Origin of the sequence: Streptomyces sp. NPDC092296 (assembly GCF_044755465.1) — a bacterium.
GTDB lineage: Bacteria > Actinomycetota > Actinomycetes > Streptomycetales > Streptomycetaceae > Peterkaempfera.
The window spans coordinates 100469-124378 of sequence record NZ_JBIVRB010000012.1; the positions used below are offsets into that span (position 1 = coordinate 100469).

Annotated in this window: 13 protein-coding genes; 10 read left to right on the forward strand and 3 right to left on the reverse strand. The window is 72.2% G+C overall.

Annotation, left to right across the window (positions count from 1 at the left end; all coding sequences use genetic code 11):
• Positions 1 to 46: 46 nt before the first annotated feature.
• Both ACIQGZ_RS22945 and ACIQGZ_RS22950 read left to right on the forward strand, forming a co-directional pair.
• Positions 47 to 10975, forward strand: coding sequence for an amino acid adenylation domain-containing protein (locus tag ACIQGZ_RS22945; protein ID WP_402604619.1), 10929 nt, complete (start codon positions 47 to 49; stop codon positions 10973 to 10975).
• A complete protein-coding gene (locus tag ACIQGZ_RS22950) occupies positions 10962 to 12662 on the forward strand; it encodes an ABC transporter transmembrane domain-containing protein (RefSeq protein ID WP_402604622.1) in 1701 nt (566 codons plus the stop codon). Before ACIQGZ_RS22945 ends, ACIQGZ_RS22950 begins: the two co-directional genes overlap by 14 nt.
• Positions 12663 to 12725: 63 nt before the next feature.
• Here the strand turns inward: ACIQGZ_RS22950 and ACIQGZ_RS22955 are convergent, their stop codons facing one another.
• Positions 12726 to 13826 carry an alpha/beta hydrolase-fold protein gene (locus ACIQGZ_RS22955; RefSeq protein WP_402604625.1) on the reverse strand — a complete coding sequence of 367 codons (1101 nt, stop codon included), beginning with the start codon at positions 13824 to 13826 and terminating at the stop codon, positions 12726 to 12728.
• A gap of 93 nt (positions 13827 to 13919) precedes the next feature.
• Here ACIQGZ_RS22955 and ACIQGZ_RS22960 point away from each other — a divergent pair, with 93 nt between their 5' ends.
• From ACIQGZ_RS22960 to ACIQGZ_RS22975, 4 genes are all read left to right on the forward strand, one after another.
• On the forward strand, positions 13920 to 14132 hold the full coding sequence (locus ACIQGZ_RS22960; RefSeq protein ID WP_402604627.1) for an MbtH family protein: 213 nt from the start codon (positions 13920 to 13922) through the stop codon (positions 14130 to 14132).
• 255 nt (positions 14133 to 14387) lie between these two features.
• Entirely contained in the window at positions 14388 to 14639 is a 252-nt protein-coding gene (locus ACIQGZ_RS22965) for a DUF6400 family protein (protein WP_402604629.1), read from the forward strand.
• Positions 14623 to 14868 (forward strand): hypothetical protein, encoded by a 246-nt coding sequence (locus ACIQGZ_RS22970; RefSeq protein WP_402604631.1) that lies wholly within the window; start codon positions 14623 to 14625, stop codon positions 14866 to 14868. Before ACIQGZ_RS22965 ends, ACIQGZ_RS22970 begins: the two co-directional genes overlap by 17 nt.
• A gap of 218 nt (positions 14869 to 15086) precedes the next feature.
• Positions 15087 to 15773, forward strand: coding sequence for a ribonuclease H (locus ACIQGZ_RS22975; protein WP_402604633.1), 687 nt, complete (start codon positions 15087 to 15089; stop codon positions 15771 to 15773).
• A gap of 185 nt (positions 15774 to 15958) precedes the next feature.
• Here ACIQGZ_RS22975 and ACIQGZ_RS22980 read toward each other — a convergent pair whose 3' ends face one another.
• Both ACIQGZ_RS22980 and ACIQGZ_RS22985 read right to left on the reverse strand, forming a co-directional pair.
• A complete protein-coding gene (locus ACIQGZ_RS22980) occupies positions 15959 to 16603 on the reverse strand; it encodes a response regulator (RefSeq protein WP_402604635.1) in 645 nt (214 codons plus the stop codon).
• Positions 16588 to 17910: a sensor histidine kinase gene (locus ACIQGZ_RS22985; protein ID WP_402604637.1), complete on the reverse strand. Its 1323-nt coding sequence runs from the start codon at positions 17908 to 17910 to the stop codon at positions 16588 to 16590. Before ACIQGZ_RS22985 ends, ACIQGZ_RS22980 begins: the two co-directional genes overlap by 16 nt.
• Positions 17911 to 18175: 265 nt before the next feature.
• Between ACIQGZ_RS22985 and ACIQGZ_RS22990 the strand changes: the two genes are divergently transcribed.
• From ACIQGZ_RS22990 to ACIQGZ_RS23005, 4 genes are all read left to right on the forward strand, one after another.
• Positions 18176 to 19099: an alpha/beta fold hydrolase gene (locus tag ACIQGZ_RS22990; RefSeq protein WP_402604640.1), complete on the forward strand. Its 924-nt coding sequence runs from the start codon at positions 18176 to 18178 to the stop codon at positions 19097 to 19099.
• A gap of 346 nt (positions 19100 to 19445) precedes the next feature.
• Entirely contained in the window at positions 19446 to 21098 is a 1653-nt protein-coding gene (locus ACIQGZ_RS22995) for an MFS transporter (RefSeq protein WP_402604643.1), read from the forward strand.
• A 411-nt stretch (positions 21099 to 21509) separates the two neighbouring features.
• Complete coding sequence (locus tag ACIQGZ_RS23000) at positions 21510 to 22316, forward strand: p-hydroxycinnamoyl CoA hydratase/lyase (protein WP_402604645.1); 807 nt, start codon at positions 21510 to 21512, stop codon at positions 22314 to 22316.
• Entirely contained in the window at positions 22313 to 23851 is a 1539-nt protein-coding gene (locus ACIQGZ_RS23005; protein ID WP_402604648.1) for an AMP-binding protein, read from the forward strand. Before ACIQGZ_RS23000 ends, ACIQGZ_RS23005 begins: the two co-directional genes overlap by 4 nt.
• The last annotated feature ends 59 nt before the right edge of the window (positions 23852 to 23910 follow it).

Here is a 23910-nt window from a genome sequence, read left to right on the forward strand (position 1 = left end):
CAAGGTCAGGTCTACTCCGATTCCCGGAAAGGGTGCTGAGTCTTCGATGCTGGAACCGAGCGCTCGTCTCGTACTGCTTTCTCCCGCGCGCCTGGCCGATGTGCGCCGGCGTACCGGCGACTACTCCGACCCGACCATCACCGAAGCGTGCGCCATCGGGCTGTCGTACTGGGCGACCGGCCGGAGCCCCGACGGCATCGACCTCACCCCGGGCACCCTGTTCACCGACATCCTCGGGTGGGTCGACAACGGCGGCGGCGGGCCCGCCGGGTGGGAGACCGGCCCGGACGGCCGGAGCATCACCGTGCCGGCCGGCGTCGTGCCGGCTGACGCACAGCTCGCGCTGGACGACCTGGCCGACTTCCCGGACCGGCCCATCGGCACCATCGGTCCGTCCAGCGTCGCGGCCAGGCTCAAGACCCTGGCGGAGTGGAACGACACCGACGCCGACCGGGTCCGCCCGACCCTGGTGGAGATGTTCCGCGAGCAGGCGCGGACCAGGCCGGACGCCATCGCCATCGTCGATGAGCACCGGTCGCTGACCTACCGCCAGGCAGCCGAACTCTCCAGCCAGTTGGCCCACCACCTGATCGCACGTGGACTCACCGCCGAACAGGTCGTCGGCATCTCACTGGGCCGCAGCGCGGACATGGTGATCGGGCTGCTCGGCGTGGTCCAGGCGGGGTGCGCGTTCGTGCCGCTCGACCCGCAGTGGCCGGCCGCGCGCCGAGCCGTCGTCATCGCGGACGCCCGGGTCGTGGTGCAGCTCAACGACTCGGGCGAGCACGCCCCGGGCGAACCGGAAGCCGTGGCCGTCGACCTCGGCGGCTGGCGGTTCGACTCCTACCCCACCGAGGGGACCGGGGTCACCGTCCCCGGCGCCTCCCTGGCCTATGTGATCTTCACATCCGGTTCGACCGGGCGGCCCAAGGGCGCGATGATCCGGCACGAAGCGATCAGCGAGCGCCTGCTGTGGCAGGCCCACGAGATCCTGGGCTTCGGCCATGACGACGCTTCGCTGTTCAAGGCCCCGCTCTCCTTCGACATCTCCATCAACGAGATCTTCCTGCCGCTGGTCTGCGGCGGCAGGCTCGTGGTCCTGCGCCCCGGCGGCGAACGCGACCCGCACCACCTGCTGAGCGTGATCGCCGAGCAGCGCGTCACCTTCAGCTACCTGGTCTCGTCCATGCTGGACCTGCTGCTGGAGATCGCGGGCGACTCCGGGCGGCTGGACAGCCTGCGGCACGTGTGGTGCGGCGGCGAGGTGCTGACCCCCGAGCTGTACGAGCGGTTCCGCACCAAGCTCGGCATCCCGATGTACCACGGCTACGGCCCGGCCGAGACGACGATCGGTGTCTCACACGTCATCTACCGGGAGTCGGCGGAACGCCTGTCGACGTCGATCGGCAAGGCCAACCCCAACACCCAGCTGTATGTGCTGGACGACGAGCTGCGCCCGGTCCCGGTCGGGATGGGCGGCGAGCTGTACGTGGGCGGGTTCCTGCTGGGGCGCGGATACGTGGGCGCGCCCGGCCTGACGGCGTCCCGGTTCGTGGCGAACCCCTTCGCCGCCGACGGGTCCCGGCTGTACCGGACCGGTGACCTCGCGCGGTTCACCCCGGACGGCTCGCTGGACTTCCTCGGCCGGGCCGACAACCAGATCAAGATCCGCGGTATGCGGCTGGAGATCGAGGACGTCGAGGTCGGCCTCGCGGAGCACCCTGCGGTACGGCACACCTGCGTGGTCGCGAAGAAGAACGCGGCGGGCGGCACCTACCTGGTGGGATATGTGATCCCGGCCGCCGGGAGCGAGGACCTGCGGGCGGACGAGGTCAAGGCATGGGCCGTCCGGCACATGGTGGAGTACATGGTGCCCGCCCACCTCGTCGTGCTGAAGGAGTTCCCGCTCACCGCGAACGGCAAGCTCGACCGGCGCGCGCTGCCGGAGCCCGCGATCGGGACGGGCTCGCTCGTCCAGCCCGCCACCGACGAGGAACGCGCGGTGTGCGCGGCGGTCGCGGCGCTGCTCCAGTTGGACGAGGTCGGTGTCGACCAGGACTTCTTCCAGCTCGGCGGGGACAGCATCCTGGCGATCCAACTGCTGAGCGCACTGCGCGAGATGGGTCTCCACGTCACCGCCCGGCAGATCTTCACCCACAGCACCGTGGGGGCGCTGGCGGCTGTGGCGAGCCGTGAAGACCTCGCCACGGTGGACCACGGCGATGTCGCGACCGGTTCCGTGGTGGGATCGCCCATCGTGCAGTGGCTCGGCGAGACCACGGACGCGGTCGACGGCTTTGTGCAGTCGGTGGTGCTGAACACCCCGGCGGAGCTGAGCGCCGACGCCCTCGACGAGATCCTCGCCGCCGTGGTCCGGCGGCACGACATGCTGCGCGCCAGGCTGGTGCGCGGCGACCGCTGGAGCTTCGACATCCCGGAGCCGGACCGGGCCGCGGCGGGATGGCAGGAGAGCGACCGGCCGCTCCACGAGTGCGTCGCACTCGCCACCGGCGCCCTGGACCCGGCGGGCGGCGCGATGCTGCGGGCCGTCTGGCGCCGCGAGGCCCGGCAGCTGGTCGTGGCCGTCCACCACGTGGTGATGGACGGCGTGTCCTGGCGGGTCCTGATGGAGGACCTGGCCACGGCGTGGCGGCAGTGCGCCGCGGGCGCGCCGATCGGGTTGCCCCCGGTGGGCACGTCGTTCCGCCGCTGGACGCAGCTGCTGGAGCGGGCGGCCACCGACGCGGACGGCTCCTACTTCCGGCGTCCCCTGCCGGCGGCGGACGGGCCGCTGGGCAGGCGCGAGCTGACCGAAGCCGACACCGTCGCCCGGGAGCGGGTGCGGACCCTCTCCGTCGGCCCCGACGTCACCGCCGCGCTGCTGGGCGAGATACCCGCGAAGTTCCACGCGCGCGTCAACGACGTGCTGCTGACCGCGCTCGCCGTCACCCTCGCCCGGTGGCGCCGCGACCTCGGGCAGCAGCAGACGTACGCGCACATCGAACTCGAAGGCCACGGCCGTGAAGCGCAGTTCGTGGCGGCCACGGCCGGCTTCGAGCCCGATCTGTCGCGGACCGTGGGCTGGTTCACCACCCTGTTCCCGGTGATCGTCGACCCCGGCGCGGCGGCCGACTTCACCGCACCCCGGTATCTGGCCGCCGCCCTCAAGGCGGTCAAGGAAGACCTCGCCCGGGTGCCGGACAACGGCGTCTCCTACGGTGCCCTGCGCTACCTCACCGGCACCGGGTTCGACGCGCCCGCGCCGCAGGTGCTCTTCAACTACCTGGGCCGCTTCGACGCGGGCGCGGCCGGCGACTGGCAGCTCGCCGGCAGCACGGCGCAGCTGGGCGAGAAGCGCGACCCCAGGATGCGCCTGCCGCGCGCCCTGGAGTTCAACGCGATCGCCGAACCCGCCGCCGGCGGCGAGTATGAGCTGGTCACCACCGTCTCCTGGCCCGACGGGATGTTCACCGACGAGGACATCGCGGTGCTCGGCGAGTACTTCCGGGAGGCCCTGGCCGGGCTGGCCGCGCTCGACCAGGGCGGCCACTCTCCCAGCGACTTCGGCCCGGTGCCGCTCACGCAGGCGGATGTCGACGTCCTGGACGGCCCGGCGCTGCGCGACATCCTGCCGCTGACCCCGTTGCAGGAGGGCCTGTACTACCACTCGGTCTTCGACGACGACTCGGCGGGCGCCTACGTCGAGCAGCAGTTGCTGACGCTGGACGGCGAGGTGGACGCCGACCGGCTCGCGGCGGCGGCCACCCGGCTGCTCACGCTGTATCCGAACCTGGCCGCCCGGTTCGTGGCCCTCGCGGACGGCCGGGTGGTCTCCGTGCTGGAGAACGGGGTGGTGGCGCCGTTCAGCACGCTGGACCGCCCCGGCATCACCGACGACGAGATCCGCGACCACGCCGAGCGGGACCGCCGCGCCGGATTCGACCTGGCCACCGGCCCGCTGATGCGGTACACCCTGATCCGTGGCGGCCCGGACCGGAACGTCCTGGTGCAGACCGTGCACCACATCATCGCGGACGGCTGGTCGGTGGCGCCGATGCTCCGCACGCTGCTGGCCGAATACCACGCGCCGGGGAGCGGATACCCGCTCGGCGGCTTCCCCGACTATGTGCGCCTGCTCGCCGGACGCGACGACCACGCGAGCGACCGGGTGTGGCGCGAGCAGCTGGCCGATCTGCCCGGCCCGTCGCTGGTCGCCGAGGGCCACACCCCGTCCGACCGGTTCGCCGACACCGCCGTGGAGCCGGACGACGACATCGACGCCGCCGCCCGCTCGGCGGGCGTACCGCTGAGCGTGGCCGTGCACAGCGCCTGGGCGGTGACGCTGGGCGGCATCCTGCACGCCAGGGACGTGGTGCTCGGTTCCACGGTCTCCGGGCGCGACGTGGAGCTGCCCGGCATCGAGGACATGGTGGGTCTGTTCATCAACACGATCCCCGTGCGCGCCCGGTGGGCCGGCACCACCACGGCGCGCGACCTGCTCGCCTCGGTGCGCGAACACCAGAGCGCGGTGCTGCCGCACCAGCACGTCTCACTGGCGAGGATCGGCCGCCGGACCGGCCCCGGCCCGCTGTTCGACACCCTGGTGGTGTTCGACATGGCGACCGACACCGACGCTCTGCGGCGGCCGGACGACACCCTGGTGATCACCGACATCGTGAACGAGGGCGCCCCGCACTACCCGCTGACGCTGGTGGTGGAGCGCACCCCCGACGGCCGGCCGCGCTTCGCCCTGATCCACGACGGCGAGCTGCTGCGGAAGACGAGCGCCCAGGCGATGCTGCGCACGTTCACCCGGACCCTCACCGGCCTGCTCACCCGGCCGGACGCCCTGGTCGACGACCTGGCGGCCGAAGGCGGCCCACGTCCCGCGCGGATCACCCCGACGACGCTGGGCGGACTGTTCGACGCTGCGGCGCACCGCGACCCGGCCGCCACCGCCGTCACCCAGTGCGCTCTGGACGGCGGCACCCGGTCACTGACCTACGGCGGACTGGCGGAGGCGAAGAACGCGCTGGCCTCGGCCCTGCGCGCGGCCGGGGTCGGGCCCGGCAAGCGGGTCGCCGTCGCCGTCCCGCGCTCCCTGGAGCAGGTGGTCGCCCTGGTCGCGATCGGCACCGCGGGCGGCGCCTATGTGCCGCTGGACCTGACCTACCCGGACGAACGCCTGGAGTACATCCTCGCCGACGCCGCCCCGCAGGTCGTCCTCGTGGACCCCGGGCAGGCGGACCGCTTCACGGACCTGCTGGCCCGGACGGGCGTACCGGCCCGCGTGCTCGTGCAGGGGGACGAGCTGCCGCCGGGCGGCGAACCGCCGCTGGCCACCGCCGGACCCGAGGCCGACTGGCACGACCCCGCGTATGTGATCTACACGTCCGGATCGACCGGCACACCCAAGGGCGTCGTCGTCCCCCACTCCAGCGTGGTGACCCTGCTCGCGAACACCCAGCCCGACATGGACTTCGGCCCGCACGACGTCTGGGTCCAGTTCCACTCCTACTCCTTCGACTTCGCGGTCTGGGAGCTGTGGGGCGCGCTGGTGCACGGCGGTGAGCTGCTGGTGCCGGAGTACGGGCTGACCCGCTCCCCGGTCGACTTCCACCGGCTGGTCCGCGAGCGCCGGGTGACCGTGCTCAACCAGACCCCGTCGGCGTTCTACCAGTTCATCGAGGCCGACCGGTACGCCGACGAGCCGGCCACCGCACTGCGCCGGATCATCTTCGGCGGCGAGGCGCTGGATCTCGGCCGGCTGCGCGGCTGGGTCGAGCGGCACGGCACCGCTTCGCCCGAGCTGGTCAACATGTACGGCATCACCGAGACCACCGTCCATGTCACCCACCGGGTGCTGACCGACGAGGACTTCGACCTCGGTGCCGACGTCAGCCCGATCGGCGGTCCGATCCCCGGCCTGGTCACCTATCTGCTCGACGACCGGCTCCGGCCGGTGCCGCCGGGCCGGGTGGGCGCCATCTTCGTCGCCGGCGACCAGGTGTCGCTGGGCTACCTGGGCCGGCCGGGGCTCACCGCGAGCCGATTCGTGGCGGACCCGTTCGCCGGTGACGGCTCCCGGATGTACCACACGGGCGACCTGGCCCGCCGTACGCTCGGCGGCGAACTGGAGTTCACCGGCCGCGCCGACGACCAGGTGCAGCTCAAGGGATTCCGTATCGAGGTCGGCGAGGTGGAGTCCGCGATCAGGGGACTGGACGGCGTGGTCGACGCGGCCGTCACCGTGGCGGACAGCGGTGACCACCTGGTCGCGCACGTCGTGGGCCGGGTGCCCGGCGACCTCCCCGGCCTGCTGGCCGCGAAGCTGCCCGCGCACATGGTGCCGGGCCGGGTGCTGCCGGTCGACGCCCTGCCGTTGACGGTCAACGGCAAGCTGGACCGCAAGGCCCTGGCCGAGCGGGCCGCGCGGGCCGCCGGTGATCCGGCGCCCACCGCGCACGACGGCACGGCGGTGACCACCGGCGACTCCGCGCTCGCCGCACTGGTCGGCATCTTCACCGAGACGCTGCCCGGCTCCGCCGTGGACGGTGACACCGACTTCTTCAAGGCCGGGGGTGACAGCATCGTCGCCATCACCGTGATCAACCGGGCCAGGGCGCTGGGCCTGCCGATCGCGCCACGGGACGTGTTCCTGCTCCGGACACCGCGCGCCCTCGCCGCGCACCTGGCGACGCGCACGCCGCAGGCAGCGGCATCCGCGCCCGCCCGCCGCGAGGACGGCCCGCTGACACCGACGCCCATCATCCTGCGCCAGCGGGAACTGGGCGGCTCGCTCGCCCGGTTCGCCCAGGCCAGGACGCTGGTGGCCCCCGAGGGCACCGGCTTCGCCGACGCCGAGCGCGCCGCGAACGCCGTCGTGGCCGCGCACCCGGCCCTCCGGCTGCGGCTGCGCGTCGAGCACGGGGTGTGGGCACTGCGCACCGAACCCGCCCGCGAGGTCACGCTCGTCCGGGCGGACGGGACGGACCCGACGACCGCGGCGAACGAAGCCGCCGGCCGGCTCGACCCCGAATCCGGCGAGATCATCGCGTTCGCATGGCTGGCGGCGAGCCGGACCCTGGTGGTCACCGTGCACCACCTCGCCGTCGACGCGGTGTCCTGGCTGATCCTGCTGGACGACCTGGCCGCCGCCCTGCGCGGACGGACCCTGGCACCGGCGACCACCTCCTACGCCGAGTACGCCGAAGCACTGGCGTCCCAGTCCGCCCAGGCGACCGACGGCCTCGGACACTGGCTCACCACGCTCGAAGCACCCGCTCCGCTGCCCGCGCCCGAGGGGCTGCGCCAGACCACCGTCGTGCTCGCGCCCGACGTCAGCGGCCGGGTGACGGGCACCGCGCCCGCCGCACTCGGCGTCGGCCTCACCGAGCTGCTGTGCGGCGCGCTGCGCACCGCGCTGACCCGCATCCAGCCGTCGCCCACCGACCTGGCGATCGAGCTGGAGCGGCACGGCCGGGTGCCGGTGCTGGAACACCACGACTACTCCCGCACCGTCGGCTGGTTCACCGCCATCGCGCCCGTGCGGCTCACGGCGCACACCGACCCCGTCGCGGCGGCGCGCGAGCTCGCCGCACGCCAGCCGGACGAGCGCGCACACGTCGGCTACGGCCGGCTCAGGTACCTCAACCCGCAGACGGCCCCGCTGCTGACCGCCCGCCCGCAGGTGCTGTTCAACTACCTCGGCCGGGGCAGCGAGTCCCAGGCGCTGCACCTCAGCGGCGGCGACCAGGGCAGCCCGTACGCCGTCGAGGCCAATGTGTGGCTCGACGCGGCCACCGGAAGCCTGCACGCGGCCTTCACCCTCGCCGAGGGAATCCCCGACGAGATCACCGAGCACTGGCAAAGCGCACTGGAGTCCATCGCGGACGCCTCCGCGACGGCCGAGCGCACCGCACCGGTCACCCCGCTCCAGCGGGGCCTGTTCTTCCAGGCCCAGCTGGCGGGCTCGACCGGGCACTATGTCGCGCAGAGCTACTTCACCTTCGACCGCCGCCTGGACACCGACGCGCTGGCCGAGGCGATGGCGTACGTGATCGCACGGCACCCGGTCGTGGGCGCCGGCTTCACCACCGACGACGACGGAAACCCGGTCCAGGTCCTCAGCGCGGACCGGCGGGTCGACGTCGACACGGTCCACCTGTCGACGGACGCGGAGGTCGAGGCCCTCCGTGCCCGCGACCGCGACACGGGATTCGACCCGGGAGAGCCGCCGCTGGTCCGGCTGACCGTGGTACGCCTGCCCGGCGACCGCGACGGCCTGCTGCTGAGCTACCACCTGCTGCTGTGGGACGGCTGGTCGCGCGAGATCGTCCTGCGGGACCTCTTCGACGCCTATGCGGCCGTCGTCGCGGGTGAGCCACTGGCCCCGGTCCCGGCCACACCCAGCTTCGAGGACCACGCCCGGCTCCTCGACGCCAAGGACCCCGCCGAGTCGGAGCGCTTCTGGGCGGCGCAGCTGGCCGGCCTCCCCGGCCCCACGCTGCTCGCCGGACCGGCGCCGTCCCTCTCGGACGACCTGCCGCGCGCGCTCGTGCGGACGCTTACCGCCGAGCAGTCGGAGGCGCTGCGGGAAGCGGCCAAGGCGCACGGCGTCACGCTGAACTCGGTGCTGACCGGCGCGTTCGGCCTCCTGCTGGGCGCCCACACCGGCCGCAGCGACGCCGTGTTCGGCGTGACCGTCTCCGGCCGGGAGGGCGAGGGGCTGTCCGGCATCGTCGGGGTGCTGCTCAACACCGTCCCCCTGTGGACGCGGGCCCGCCCGCACGACACGGTCCGCGAGTATCTGACGGCCGTGCAGACGGCCCGGGTGGAGGCGATGGACCACGAGCACCTCGGGCTCGGCGAGATCCAGCGGGCCAGCGGGCATGACACCCTGTTCGACAACCTGTTCGTGCTCCAGAACTTCCTGGACCTGGACGCCTTCGCCGCGATGAACGCCAGGCACGGCATCACCTCGGTGAAGGCCGACGACTCCACCCACTACCCGTTCACCTGGGTCGTCACCCCCGGCGACCGGCTGACGGTCAAACTGGAGTACCGCGACGACGACACCGGGAACGCCCGGCGCCTCCTCGACGACTACCTGCGCCTGCTGGACGACCTGGCCCGGTCGACCGGCCCGGTCGGCGCGCTGCCGGGCCTCGGGCCGGAGCCCGAGCCCGCCGAACGCACCGACATCGGCACGGACACCGTGGTCGACCGGTTCGACCAGGCGGCCGACCGCGACCCGCAGCGGGTGGCGCTCGTCGCCCACGGCCGGACCCTGACCTTCGCCCGACTGCGGGACCGCAGCCGGGCGGTGGCCGGCGTGCTCGCCCAGCGCGGCATCGGCCCCGGGACGACCGTGGGCCTGGCGCTCCCGCGCTCGCTCGACTCGATCGTGGCGCTGTTCGCCGTGCTGCGCGTCGGCGCCGCGTATGTGCCGCTGGAGCTGGACCACCCCGACGAGCGGATCGCCGCCGTCGTCGCGGACGCCCGCCCCGACGTGATCCTCACCGTGAGCGCCGTGTCGCCCCGGCTGACCGGCGACCTGATCGAACTCGACCGCCCCCTGCTCGAAGCCGAGCCGTTCGTGACATTCGCGCCGGACGATCCGGACCGGCTGCGGCACCCCGCGTACACCATCTACACCTCCGGATCGACCGGCAAGCCCAAGGGCGTGGTGACCGAGTACGCCGGACTCACCAACATGCTGGTCAACCATCAGCGCCGGATCTTCGAACCGGTGCTGGCGGACCACGGCCACCGGCCCTTCCGGATCGCGCACACCGTGTCGTTCGCCTTCGACATGTCGTGGGAGGAACTGCTCTGGCTCGCCGACGGCCACGAGGTGCACATCTGCGACGAGGAACTGCGCCGCGACGCACCCCGCCTGGTCGAGTACTGCCTCGACCACGGGATCGACGTCGTCAATGTGACGCCCACCTACGCGCAGCAACTGGTGGCCGAGGGCCTGCTCGACAACCCGGCGCGGCGCCCGGCGCTGGTCCTGCTGGGCGGCGAGGCCGTCACCCCGACGCTGTGGCAGCGGCTCGCCGAGACCGAGGGGACGGTGGGCTACAACCTGTACGGACCCACCGAGTACACCATCAACACCCTGGGCGTCGGCACCTTCGCATGCCAGGACCCGGTGGTGGGCGTGGCGATCGACAACACCGACGTCTACGTCCTGGACCCCTGGCTGCGCCCCCTGCCGGACGGAGTCCCCGGTGAGCTGTACGTGTCGGGCATCGGCATCGCGCGCGGCTATCTCGGGCAGCCCGCCCAGACCGCGCACCGATTCGTGGCGTGCCCGTTCGGTGGACCCGGCGAGCGCATGTACCGCACCGGGGACCTGGTGGTCCGACGGCCCGACGGGAACCTGATGTACCTGGGCCGGACCGACCAGCAGGTCAAGATCCGGGGACACCGGGTCGAACCGGGTGAAGTCGAGGCCGCGTTCGCGGCGCACCCGGCGGTGCGGTTCGCCGCCGCGGTCGCCCAACCCGACCCGCAGGTCGACGGGGCGTACCGGCTGGCCGCCTACCTGGTGCTGGACGGCTCCGACCTGGCGGCGGTCGCCACCGAGGTGGGCGCCCGACTGCCGGACTTCCTGCGCCCGACCCACTACGCCCAGGTCGACACCATCCCGCTGACGGTGAACGGGAAGGTCGACACCCAGGCGTTGCCGGAGGCCAGGCCGCTGGGCGCGCTGACCACGGCGGGGGAGCGCGGGCCGGAGACCGAGACCGAGACCGCGGTGTGCGAGTTCTTCGCCGAGGCACTGGACCTGGACGATGACGAGGTGAGCGCGGTGAGCGACTTCGTGTCCCTCGGGGGACACTCCATGCTGGCGGTGCGACTGATCGGGCTGCTCCGCCGGGAGTACGGCCCTGTGATCACGATCCGCGACCTGTTCACCCTGCGTACCCCGGAAGCGATTGCCCGCCACCTCGATGACAACTCCTGACCCGCAGCGGCCCCGCCAGGGGTCCGACATCCTCCGGACCGCACTTCGCCGCAACGTCGGCGCGATGCTCTGGGGCACCGTCCTCATGGGCCTGTACCAGGCGGCGGAGACCGCCTTCCCCATCGCGCTCGGCCTGATCGTCGAACACACGCTGCGCCACCGGAGCCTCGGCGCGCTCGCCCTGTCGATCGCCGCGCTGGCCGTGATCATCACGACCGTGTCGCTGTCGTGGCGGTTCGGGATGCGCATCCTGCAGAAGGCCAACACCACCGAGGCCCACCGCTGGCGGGTGCGGGTCGCGGCTTGCGGACTCCAGCCGGTGGCCAGGGACGTCGGACTCAAGTCCGGCGAGGTGCTGACCATCGCCACCGAGGACGCCGACCAGACCGCCGACATCATCGAGGTGGTGCCGCTGCTGATCAGCTCGCTGGTCGCGGTGCTGGTCGCGGCGGTCGCGCTGGGCCTGGCCGACATCCGGCTCGGCCTGCTGGTGATCGTGGGAACGATCGCGATCCTGTCGGCCCTGAGCGTGATGTCCAAGCGGATCGGCAGCAGTACCCGGGAACAGCAGGCCCGGGTGGCGCGGGCGGGCGCCAAGGTCTCCGATCTGATCATCGGCCTGCGCCCGCTGCACGGCTTCGGCGGCAACCACGCGGCGTTCCGGTCCTACCGCGAGGTCAGCACGGAGGCGAAACGCCAGGCGATCACCGTCGCCAGGGTGAACGGCGGGTACGCGGGGACCGCGCTGGCCCTCAACGCGGTCCTCGCCGCCGCCGTGACCCTGACGGCGGGCTGGCTGGCGTTCGACGGCCAGGTCACCATCGGGGAACTGGTCATGGCCGTGGGGCTGGCGCAGTTCATCATCGAACCGCTGAAGCTGTTCTCGGAGATGCCGAAGTACGTGATGACCGCGCGCGCCTCGGCCGAGCGGATGGCGCTGGTGCTGGCCGCGCCGCCGGTCACGGTCCCCGGGCAGGGGAGCCCGGCCGCCGGTGGAGACCTGGAGATCGACTGCGTCCGGTACGGGAGCCTGCGCAAGCTGAGGTTCAAGGTGTCCGCCGGCGAGTTCGTGGCGATCGCCGCCTACCAGCCGCGTGCGGCGGCCGACCTCGCGTGGGTCCTGGCCGTGAACGTCCCGCCCCACGCGTACGAGGGGGTGGTACGCGTCAGCGGGCAGCAGATCGCGGACCTGTCGATCGAGGCGGTCCGCGAGCATATGCTGGTGAATCCGTACGACGGGGAGATCTTCGCGGGCACCCTCCGCACCAACATCGACCCGTCCGGCACCAGCCGGACGGTCCCCGAGGCCGTCGAGGCGTCCATGCTGACCGATGTCGTCGCCCTGCACCGCGAGGGACTCGACTACGGCGTCCGTGACCGTGGCGCGAACCTCTCCGGTGGCCAGCGCCAACGGCTGTCCCTGGCCCGCGCCCTCGCCGCCGACTCCGACATCCTGGTCCTGCACGACCCGACGACAGCCGTCGACGCGGTCACCGAACAGCTCATCGCACGGGGCGTCGCGGAGCTGCGCCGGGGCCGCACCACCATCGTGATCACCAGCAGCCCGGCCCTGCTGGACGTGGCCGACCGCGTCCTCGTCCTGGACGACGGCGTCATCACCGCCGAGGACACCCATCGCAACCTCCTTGCCACCGACGCGGCCTACTGCCTGGCCGTGGCCCGGTGACGGTGCCCGGCTGGCGGCGGCCGCCCGTGGCGACGGGGCCGAACGCTGCCTGCCGGGCACCCGTCAGGCGAGCGCCCAGGCGACGTCCCTGAGCAGGGCGTGCCGCCAGCCCGCACGGTCGTGGCCCGACGCGGACCGGGAGACTCGTACGGTGGCGCCGGCCTGCTCGGCCCGGGTCTCGACCAGTGCGCAGTGGGGCAGCATCCGGGTCTCGTGTTCCCCCACGTCGAACGCGACCCGCAGCCCGGACAGGTCGGGGCGGTCCCGCAGGCGCGCGGCGATGGCGCCGCCGACCGGGCCGCCCAGGGGGTCCGCCAGGTCCGTGGCGCCGGGTGCCCACCAGAACGCCCCGGACTGGCAGGCGACGCGCGACACCAGGTCCGGGAACTCCAGCGCCGCGTACATCGCGCTCAGCCCGCCGAGGCTCTGCCCGGTGACCACCAGCCGGTCCCGGTCGGCGGGTACGCCGGCCTCCGCGACCAGCGGCAGCAGTTCGTCCCGGACCGCCTCCCACAGCACGGGCCCGCACCCGAACTCGGCCTCCCGGTCCTTGGCCGGCAGGAAGACGAGTGTGACGGCGGGCATCTCGCCGCCGGCGGCGGCCGAGTCGAACGCGGCCATGGCCGGGTGCAGGTACAGCCAGTCGTCCCCGTCGAGCAGCAGGACCACCGGCCCGCCGCCGCCCACCGGGTGGACTCGGACGGTGCGCCGCCCGCCGAGCCGTTCGCTGGCCCAGCGGATCCGGGTGCGCGGAACGGGCAGGACGTCGGCGGCGCCGATGGCCGGCCAGTGCGGCTGGGCCGGGGCGTCCGGGGTCGCGGCGATGGACCGGTCACCGCCCGCACCGACCGGGTTGAGCGGGTCCGCGTACGCCGTGCCGCCCGCGAGGAAGCGGTAGGTCACCCGCAGCCGCGCGGGCATGCGCACCTCGGCGTACCAGCAGTCGCTGTCGCCCCACCGGCGTAGGGGAACCGGCTCTGACCAGCTCTCGAACTCGATGCTCGCCGCAGACCCGCGCCACAGGAACAGGGTCACCCAACCGCCGCCGTCGGCAGGCACCGACGCGGGTGTCCCCGCCGTCGCCCAGAACGCGTCGGTGCCGGGTCGGCCGGGCAGCCCGAACTCGGCGAAGGCGTCCTTCCGGTCGGCCACCGGGCCTCGCATGAGCGTCTCCTTGTGAGCGGGAAGGGGAAAGGCTAGGCTCGTTTCAATTAGGCGAGCCTAACCTAAGCTTGGCATTCTCGGGAGGCAGTCGACATGAGCACCAACCCCTTCGATGACGCCGAAGGCCGTTTCCTGGTCCTGGTGAACGACGAGGGCCAACACTCACTGTGGCCGTCCTTCGCGGCGGTGCCCGGGGGATGGACGGTCGTCTTCGGCGAGGACGGCCGGGAGGCATGTCTGGACTACGTCGAGACCCACTGGACCGATCTGCGTCCCCGGTCCCTCGCGGCGTCCATGGACGCGTGAACCTCCCCCCGGGCCCGGTTCGTCCTGCGGGGAAGCCGTGAAGTGCGTCACAGCGCCGTGCGTGGACCGTCTCTGCCGTCCGGGGCTCGGTGCCGGCAACAGCCCACCCCTGCCGACCGGTCCGGGGGCGCCCCGTCGGGCGGCCCGGGTGGAGCACCGCCTGGGCCGCCCGGGGGCGACTTAGGTCACCCTTCCCTGCCGCTGCGGGCCCTGGTACAGATGGTGGGGTTCCACCCGCAGATCGAAAGTCTCGCCATGAACCAGGACAACGCCCCCGGCCTCATCCCCTTCACGATCGACCTGACCTTCGAGGAAGCCCGGCGACGGGCCGAGGTCGTGGCCGCGCTCGGGCCCGACTGGGACCCGGTGGCCGCCCTCCGAGGCGAGGACGAGGCGTACGCCCTCCTCTACTCGGGCTTGGACGCCGAGCAGCAGCGCACCTACGACCTGCTGGTGGCGGCCGGCGTCCTGCCGGGGGAAGGGCCGAGCAGTGCGGCTGCCCATTGACCCCCAGGCGGACATCGCCCGTCGCGCCTGGCTGCCCTGCCCCGTCTGCGACGACGCCCGCCACTGCGCGACCTGTGCCGACCGCCGCAGCTGCGACGAGCACTGGCGCTATCTGATCTCCAACGACGGTCCGATCGTCCACCTCCAGTGCCCGCGATGCACCCACATGTGGTCACTGAACACCCGCCCCGGCGTCTCCCGCCCCGACGGCAGCTCCCCCTGCCCCTGACGCCCGGAGCAGTCGGTCGAGTTCGCGGCAGCGGAGCGCGTCGCGGAGCTGGTACCGCAGTGGGGCACCGGAGTTGAGCAGATGCCTGACGCGGTGTGAGTCGATCTGTCCGGCCTCGGGCAGTGCGTCGAGGCAGGCGCGGACCACCTCGTCGGCGCTCGGCAGGAGGTCGGCCAGCCCGGTCGTGGTCCCCTCCTGGGCCCTGGCATGATCGGTGCATGGTCGGACGAGTTATTGCAGCCTGCGACGGAGCAGCCAAAGGCAACCCGGGCCCTGCGGCCTGGGCCTACGTGGTCGCGGACAGCGCCGGGGTTCCGCAGCGCTGGCAGGCCGGTGCGCTCGGGCACAGCACCAACAACGTCGGCGAGCTGACGGCGTTGCAGCAGCTGCTGGCCGCGACGGACCCCGCCGCACCGCTGGAGGTGCGCCTCGACAGCACGTACACCCGCGACGCGGTGACGAAGTGGCTGGTGGGATGGAAGCGCAACGGCTGGAAGACCGCCGCCGGCAAGCCGGTGGCCAATCGCGAGCTGATCCAGCGCATCGATGCGCTTCTGGAGGGCCGGGACGTTACCTTCGTGTACGTTCCCGCCCACCAGGTGAACGGCGATCCGCTGAACGCCATCGCGGACAAGGCCGCCAGTGACGCCGCTCGCACCCAGCAGGGCGCCAGCGGGACCGCTGCCGACCTCCCCGTGCCCGATCCGGTTCCTGGCTCGTCACCGCGTGGTGGGCGACCTCTGTCCTCGTCTGCGGCGAAGAGGAGTCCCGCAGGTGGTGCACGGACCCTGTCCGCGCGTTATGCGGGCACGTGCCCGTGCGCCCGCCCGTACGCCAAGGGCGACACGATCACCAAGGTGGGTACCAGCTGGGGACACCCGCAGTGCGCGGACGCTCCCGCCTGACCACGGGATCGACGCTCCGTTGTCCCCGACAGCGATGCCGTAGCCTCTGAATTGGGCGAAAGCCCAGGTCAGAGGCTATTTTCAGGAAGCCTGGAGAGTGCGGACGGCGAGCACCCGACCCGGTCGAGTGTGCGCCAAGGACTTGCCCTGGGGAACACCTGGGGACCAGACGTCCCGGCCGGGGTTCATGCTTGCAGGTAGGCCAGGACGGCCAGCACGCGGCGGTTGTCCTCCTCGGACTGCTGTAGTCCGAGCTTGGTGAAGATGTTGTTGCTGTGCTTGCTCACCGCCTTCTCCGTCACGAACATGCGGGCGGCGATGGCGGCGTTGGAGCGGCCCTCGGCCATCAGCGCCAGCACCTCGCGCTCGCGGGGGGTCAGCGCCCGCAACGGCTCATCGCCGTCGTGCCGGGCCAGCAGCGACGCGACGACCTCCGGGTCCATCACCGTCGCGCCGGCGGCGACCCGGCGCACGGTGTCGATGAACTCATCGACGTGCGACACCCGGTCCTTGAGCAGGTAGCCGACCGCGCCGGCCCGGTCGGACATCAGCTCGCGGGCGTAGAGCTGCTCGACGTACTGCGAAAGCATGAGTACCGGCAGACCCGGAATCCGCGCGCGGACGTCGATCGCCGCGCGCAGTCCCTCATCGGTGAACGTCGGGGGCAGCCGCACGTCCACGACGGCCACGTCCGGGCGATGTGTGCTCAGCGCCCGCACCAGGGACGGGCCGTTGTCCACCGCCTCCACGACCTCGAACCCGTAAGCCCGGAAGATCCGGATCAGCCCGTCGCGCAGCAGGGCCAGATCCTCGGCTATGACAACACGCACGGCAGGGACATCCTCACGTCGGTAGGTCCGCCGACCGGACTGTCGACGTTCATGGTCCCATCGAACGCGTTCAGGCGCCGTTCGATACCCCGCAGCCCGGTACCGCCCTCGAACGAGGCTCCGCCGCGGCCGTCGTCACTGACGACGATCTCCAGCAGCCCTCCGCCGCCGGCGGTGTACTCAAGGCGGATCGAGATGCGGTGCGCGTGCGCGTGTTTGATCGCGTTGGCCAGGGCTTCGGCGACCGCGAAATACGCCGCCGACTCCACCGGGGCCGGCAGCCGCCCGGGAACGTGGACGGCGACTGCGGTCGGCACCGGGTTGGCCAGGGCCAGCGCCTGGATCGCGCCGTCCAGGCCCCGGTCTGCGAGTACCGGCGGATGGATGCCCCGTACGAGATCCCGCAGTTCGACCAGGGCGGTCGAGGTCGATTCCCGGGCCTCGGCCAACAGCCGGGCCACCGCCTGCGGGTCGTCCGCCAGCAACTGCTCGGCCAGGCCGAGACTCATCCCGAGCGATGCCAGGCGGGCCTGGGCGCCGTCGTGCAGATCCCGTTCGATCCGGCGCAGCTCACCGGCCTGGCTGTCGACGGTCTCCGCCCGCGAGACCGCCAACTGCGCCACCCGTGCCCGCAGCCGGGCCCGCTCGGTCGGGGCCAGCAAGGAGCGGATCACCCATGCGTTCAGCCTCGCCAAGGGCACCGCGCTGACGTACCAGAGCACCAGCAGGACCAGGCCGAGCGGGACCATGGCGAACGATCCGGTGACGGTCTCCAGAGGGAAGTGCGGGCCCAGCGGGGTTCGGAACACCTGCGGTGGGGTCAGGGCGAACACCAGCGGATACCCCAGGTAGAACACCCCGGCCGCGAAGGCCAGGAACGAACCGCCGGCGGTGAACCACCCGGCCACCGAGTCGACCACCAGCCAGGCCCAGTCCCGCCAGGTCGCCGGGTCCTTCAGGATCACCCACAGCCGGGCCAGCCAGTTCCCCTCCGGGGTCGGCAGATAGGGGCGGGTGATCGGCTCACCCAGCCACCGCCCCGCCCACGCTCGGTGCCGGTCGGTGAACCAGCGCACCAGCACCGTCGCCAGCAGCGTCACGGGCAGCCCGGCCCCCATCAGGACCAGCCCCGCCGCCGTGCTCCACAACACCAGCAGACCGAACGCCACCGCCGAGGCCAGCAGCAGCACCAGCGACCAGCCGAGCAACTCCACACGCAGCACCAGGCCCGCGCGCAGACCACGGCCGCGGCGCGGGGTCACGCCGGGGGCGGGCAATGGGGCGGACCGTGGGGCGGGAGCGGTCATGAGATCCACATCCTCACACGTCGGGCCGACGCCGGCCGGGGCGCCAGCCGAGAGGTCGGCCGGGCGGTGGTGGGGATCGGGGTCATGCCCTCATCCTGACCGGTCCTCCCCCTGCGCACAGTGGGGTTTTGTCTACCCCGCCCGGGGTTTCAGCACCCGTGCCCCGGCCCGGCGTCCCCGGCAGGGTTGAACACGTCGAAGGAACGCCGAAGCACACACCGTCTCGGGCCACCCGAGCCGCGACCACAGCTCCCAGGAGATCATCATGACCGCGAAGACCCTGCGCTCCACCAAGGTCCGGCGCACGGCGATCGCCGTGGGCGTGGCCGCAGCCCTCACCGGAGTCCTCGCCGGCTGCGGGCACTCCGGCGCTCCCACCGCTGCCCACCCCGCCGCGAGCACACCGGCCAAGGCGGTGACCGGCGCGGCCTCGACCCTGCACATGATCACCAACCAGGGACACCGGCTGGCCTTCCAGGTCACCCCCGGTCACCAGCCCGCGATCGTCCTGGACGCGGGCGGCGGCCTGGACTCCTCCTACTGGAAGGACATCGTCCCGGTCCTGGCGAAGAACACCGGATCGGAGATCATCACCTACGACCGGGAGGGGATGGGCGCCAGCGACGCGGTTCCCGGCCCGTGGAAGGTGCAGAACGCCGTCTCGGACCTGGAAGCCGGGCTCACCGCCCTCGGAGCCACTCACCACGTGATCCTGGTGGCGCACTCCGAAGCCGGGGAGATCGCCACCTACCTCACCCGGCAGCACCCCGGCCAGTTCGCCGGGGCCGTCCTCGTCGACGCCACGCTGCCGCAGTTCAGCACCGACACCGAGATCGCCCGGGTGGCAGCGGCCGGCCAGGCCCAGGTCGACGCGGTGAAGGGCCATCCCGCCACGAAGGCGGACCGCCAGTTGCTGGCCGTCGCCGCCGACTACGTGGCGGACCAGCGCGCCTACCACCGGATCGCGTGGCCGGCGAGCGTCCCCGCCACCGTCATTGTTTCCGAGGAGACCCCGTTCCCGACCTCGCCGTCCGACGCCGAGGCGTGGCGCACCGCCCAGGGCGAGTTCGCCGAGGCGGCACCCAACCGGCGGCTCGTCACGGCCGCCCACAGTTCGCACGACATTCCCGTCGACCGCCCCGACATCGTGGAGGCGCAGATCGAAGCCATGGTGAACACCGCCGGCTGACGACGACGGTTGGCGACGCCCGCTGACCACCGCGACGCCGTGGGTGCCGATGGATCACCCGGCCTGGCCCTACGGCAGGTTGGTACGCGTGGAGGAGTCCGCCGACTCGGTCCCGTCGGCGGACTCCTGTCGCTCACCGGCAGGAGCGGCAGCAGGGCGAGGGTGTCCGGCCGGGCACAGCGAGGCAGCGCGGCGGGTACGGCCGGATCGGGCCAGCGCCCCCGGCCCGGGGCACTCCGCAACCTGGGCAACGTGAGAGAAGTGTGACCCGGGACCCGGGCGCCACGATGTCTCGCGCGCCCACCACGCGGCGTGAGTCCCGTCGGTGCGAGGCGAGAGGCGGCTCATGGCCAACACACGGGAGGACGAGCCGGACAAGGTGCGCGGGGGGTTCGAGCATCCGCTGGTGTTCTGGGTGGGCGCGCTGGCCTGTACCACGGGCGTCCTGCTGCACCTGCCGATGTACTTCGGCGCCAAGGACATGGGCTACCACCTGCGGGGTATGAAGCCCGACGCCCCGATGATCACCGGCATGGCCCTGATCGCCACCGGGCTGCTCGCCGTGGTGTACGGCCTCGTCCCGCGCGACCCCGGCCGGATCCGCCGGTCCGCCGCGTGGGTCCGGGTGAGCACGCTCGACGACGCGCCCATCAACGCCCAGCACGTCGTGCTGCTCATCGTGATGACGCTCGCGGTGACCATCGACGTCATGAAGCCGACCGCCCTGGCCTTCGTGGCGCCCGGCTTCGCGCAGGAGTACGGCCTGAAGTCGCCGGGCAACCCGCACGGGCACATCCCCGTGTCGTGGCTGCCGCTCACCGGCATCACCGGCACGGTGATCGGCTCGTGGCTGTGGGGCTGGCTGGGCGACCGGATGGGGCGCCGCGCCTCGATCATCCTGGCCGGGATGCTCTTCGTGACCACGTCCATCTGCGGTGCGATGCCGGGCTTCAAGTGGAACCTGCTGATGTGCCTGCTGATGGGCATCGGCGCCGGCGGCATGCTCCCGATCACCTTCACCCTGATCGCCGAGACGATCCCGGCCCGGCACCGAGGCTGGCTGATGGTGCTCATCGGCGGTGACATCGCCGGCGCCTACCTGATCACCAGCTGGCTCGCCGCCGGCCTCACGCCGACGTACAGCTGGCGCATCCTCTGGCTGATCGGCCTGCCCAGCGGCCTGCTGCTGGTCGCCCTGAACCGGTGGATACCCGAATCGCCCCGGTTCCTGCTGGCCCGAGGACGCCACCGGGAGGCCGAGGCGGTGATGCGGCGCTACGGAGCGGTGGCCGAGCAGGTCGACCCGGCGGAGTACGAGGCCCGCGCCACCCTCGAACGCGGCAGCTACCTCACCCTGTTCCGGGGGCCGCTGCTGGGACCCACGGCCGCGATCACCGTCCTGGGGATCGGCGTCGGGCTGATGACGTACGGGTTCCAGCTGTGGGTGCCGACCAACCTCCAGCACCTGGGCTACTCGGCGGTGCAGTCGGACTACGTGGTGCGCAACGCCGCGCTCATCGGCCTGCCGATCACCGTCCTCTGCGCCTGGCTGTACGGGGTGTGGGGCAGCCGCAGGACCATCGTCACGGTCACTGCCGTCACCGGCGCGACCCTGCTCGGCTTCCTGGTCGAGGGCAACGCCCTCGCCCAGCACCACACCCTGCTCTCCCTGCTGCTGGTGGTCCCGCTGGCCGGGGTCAGCTCGGTGGTGGCGGTCGTCGCCGGGTACGCCGCCGAGGTCTACCCGACGCTGGTGCGCTCCCGTGGTACGGGGCTGGCGGCCGGGATGACCAAGGCCGGCGGGGTGCTGATCCTGGCCTTCACCGTCGCGGCGGCCTCCGTGCCGTCCATCGGGGCCACCGCCGTCATGGGCGCGGTGCCGCTGCTGCTCGCCGCGCTGCTGTTCCTGCGGTTCGGCCCGGAGACCAAGGCGCGCGGACTGGAGGACATCAGCGTGGAGGTGATGGAGGCGCCGACCGGACCGCGCGCGGACGGCTGATCCGGCCGCCGGCCTCCCCCGTACCCTCCCCGGCCCGGCCGGGCTCCTCACCGCGTACGACTGCGGTGCCGAGCCCGGCCGTTCCGCTGCCGCTCGCCCGCCCGCCCCGGAAGGCCCTGCCGCGCCGGCCCTCGCAAGCCATGGGAAATCCCCTGTGCAGCCGCCGCGCAAATCTCCGGTCCGGGCATTTCAAGCGGCGGGCATATGGCGCGGGGAAAGAAAGGGATACGCATCCCAGTCCCCCTTCGTCAGCCGCCGCCGACCCCCGGAAAGGCAGGCTGGGAGAAGCCACCCGCAGGTGCCTCATGTGATGCTCGTATCCGTGGGTCGCCGCACCGGACAAGGCGTGTCCGCAGTGGGCCGGCTTCGTCCAGAGGAAGGGAATGCCAGAAAATGATAACCCTTGAGTGCTTGAACCTGGAGATCGACGGGCCGACGGCAACGATTTACCTGAACCGGCCGGACAAGAAGAACGCGATGAATCCCCAGATGCACCGCGATATGAACGAGGCCCTGGACGCCATCGAGGCCGACCGCGGTGTCAAGGTCGTCGTCGTGACCGGCAACGGCGACAGTTTCAGTGCCGGAATGGACCTGGAGGAGTGCTTCCTCAGGCCGTTCGAGGACCCGATGGAGTTCTACCGGACCAACGAGGTCGCGCTGAACTGGTTCAAGCGCCTGAAGGCGTTCCCGGCGGTGACCGTGGCCAAGGTGAACGGGTTCTCCTTCGGCGGCGGAGTCCTGCTGGCGGGCATCTGCGATCTGGCGGTCGCCTCCGAGACCGCGCTGTTCGGCCTCTCCGAGATCAACTTCGGCATCTTCCCGGCGGGCGGCGCCACCTGGGCGGCGGCCCACAACCTGCCCCGCAAGCAGGCGCTCTACTACATCCTCACCGGTGCCACCTTCACGGGCCGGGAGGCGGAGGCGTACGGCCTGGTGAACAAGGCCGTGCCACTGGACGAACTGGACGCGGCAACCGACCGCATCGTCCGCAAGCTCGTCAACAAGAACCCGGTCACCCTCAGCCTGGCCAAGCACGTCTACGAGCACAACCGGGCCACGGACCTGCCGGCGGCGATCGACTACGACCAGGCGAAGCTCTGGGAGCTGTCCCGCCTCACCGGCAACGAGTGGGTCAACGTGGCCCTGAAGCAGTTCGAGAAGCGCAGCTACCAGCCCGGCCTCAGCACCTACGACCGGGTGGAAGCCAAGTCATGATCTACACCAGCCCGCACCCGCCGGTCCCGATCCCCGACACCTCGCTCACGTCCTTCGTACTGCGGCAGGCCGAGCAGCACGGCGACCGGGTGGCGACCGTCGACGTCTCGGACGGGCGGTCGTTCACCTACCGCGAGCTCGCGGCGGCGGTGCGGAGCGCCGCCGCCGGGCTGCACGCCCACGGCTTCCGCAAGGGCGACGTCCTGGCGATCCTCGCACCGAACGTCCCCGACTACCCGATCGCCTTCCACGCCGCCGCCACGGCCGGCGGCGCGGCCGTCCTGCTCAACCCGCTCGACACGGCCGACGACCTCGCCGGCCGCCTCAACGAGGCCGGTGCGCGCTTCCTGCTCACCATGCCGTCCGAGGTGGCCAGGGCGACCGAGCTGACCACCCGGACGAAGGTGGAGGAACTCCTGGTGTTCGGGGAGGCCGACGGCGCGACGCCGTTCTCCGCGCTGCTCGTCGACGACGTCCCGCCGGCCCCGCCCGTCGACCCGGCGCAGGACGTGGTGGTCGTCCTCCACTCCAGCGGCAGCACCGGCCACCCCAAGGGCGTGCTGCTGACGCACCGCAACATGATCGCCAACGTGCTGCAGATCAGCCTGGGCGCGCCCGGCGGCGAGGACGAGAAGGTGCTGGCCATGCCGCCCTTCCACCACGCCTTCGGCCTCATCATGGCGATGAACGCCAGCCTGCTCCAGGGCGCGACGATCGTGACGATGCCGCGCTTCGACCCCGAGGCGTACCTGAAGGCGATCCAGGACCACCGCATCACACGGCTGTTCGTCGTGCCGACCATCGCCGTCCTCCTCGCCAAGAGCCCGCTGGTGGACCGGTACGACCTCTCCTCACTGCGCTCGATCGTCTCCGGCGGCGCCGCGCTCGACCCCGAGACCGCCCGCCTGTGCCGGGAGCGGCTCGGCTGCACCATCGCCCAGGGGTACGGACTCACCGAGGCGCTGGTGTCCTTCATGCAGGCCGCGACGCCCGTGGTGCCCGCGTCGGTCGGCCGGAGCACCGTCAACATCGAGTACAAGATCGTCCACGTCACCACGGGCGAGGAGCTGGGACCGCACCAGGACGGCGAGATCCTCGTCCGGGGGCCGCACGTGATGAAGGGCTACCTCGGCTCCGAGGAGGCCACGCGGAAGGTTCTGGAGCCGGACGGCTTCCTGCACACCGGCGACCTGGGCCGCGTCGACGACACCGGGGAACTGTTCATCGTCGACCGGATCAAGGAGCTCATCAAGTACAAGGGGCAGCAGGTGTCCCCGGTCGAGCTCGAAGAGGTCCTGATGACGCATCCGAAGGTCGAGGACGCGGCCGTCGTCGGCGTGCCCGACGAGGAGGCCAGCGAGGTCCCCAAGGCCTTCGTCGTGGTGAAGGAGCCGGCCACGCCCGAGGAGATCACGGCCTTCGTCGCCGAACGCGTCGCGCCGTACAAGAAGATCCGGCGGTTGGAGTTCATCGACCGGATTCCCCGCACCCCGGTCGGCAAGATCGAGCGACGGGCCCTCAGGGAGCGCGGGTAGGCGGCACCATGGTCTCGTGGCCCCGGGCGGTCGGCGCGCCCGGAGCTTCGAGGCCGTCG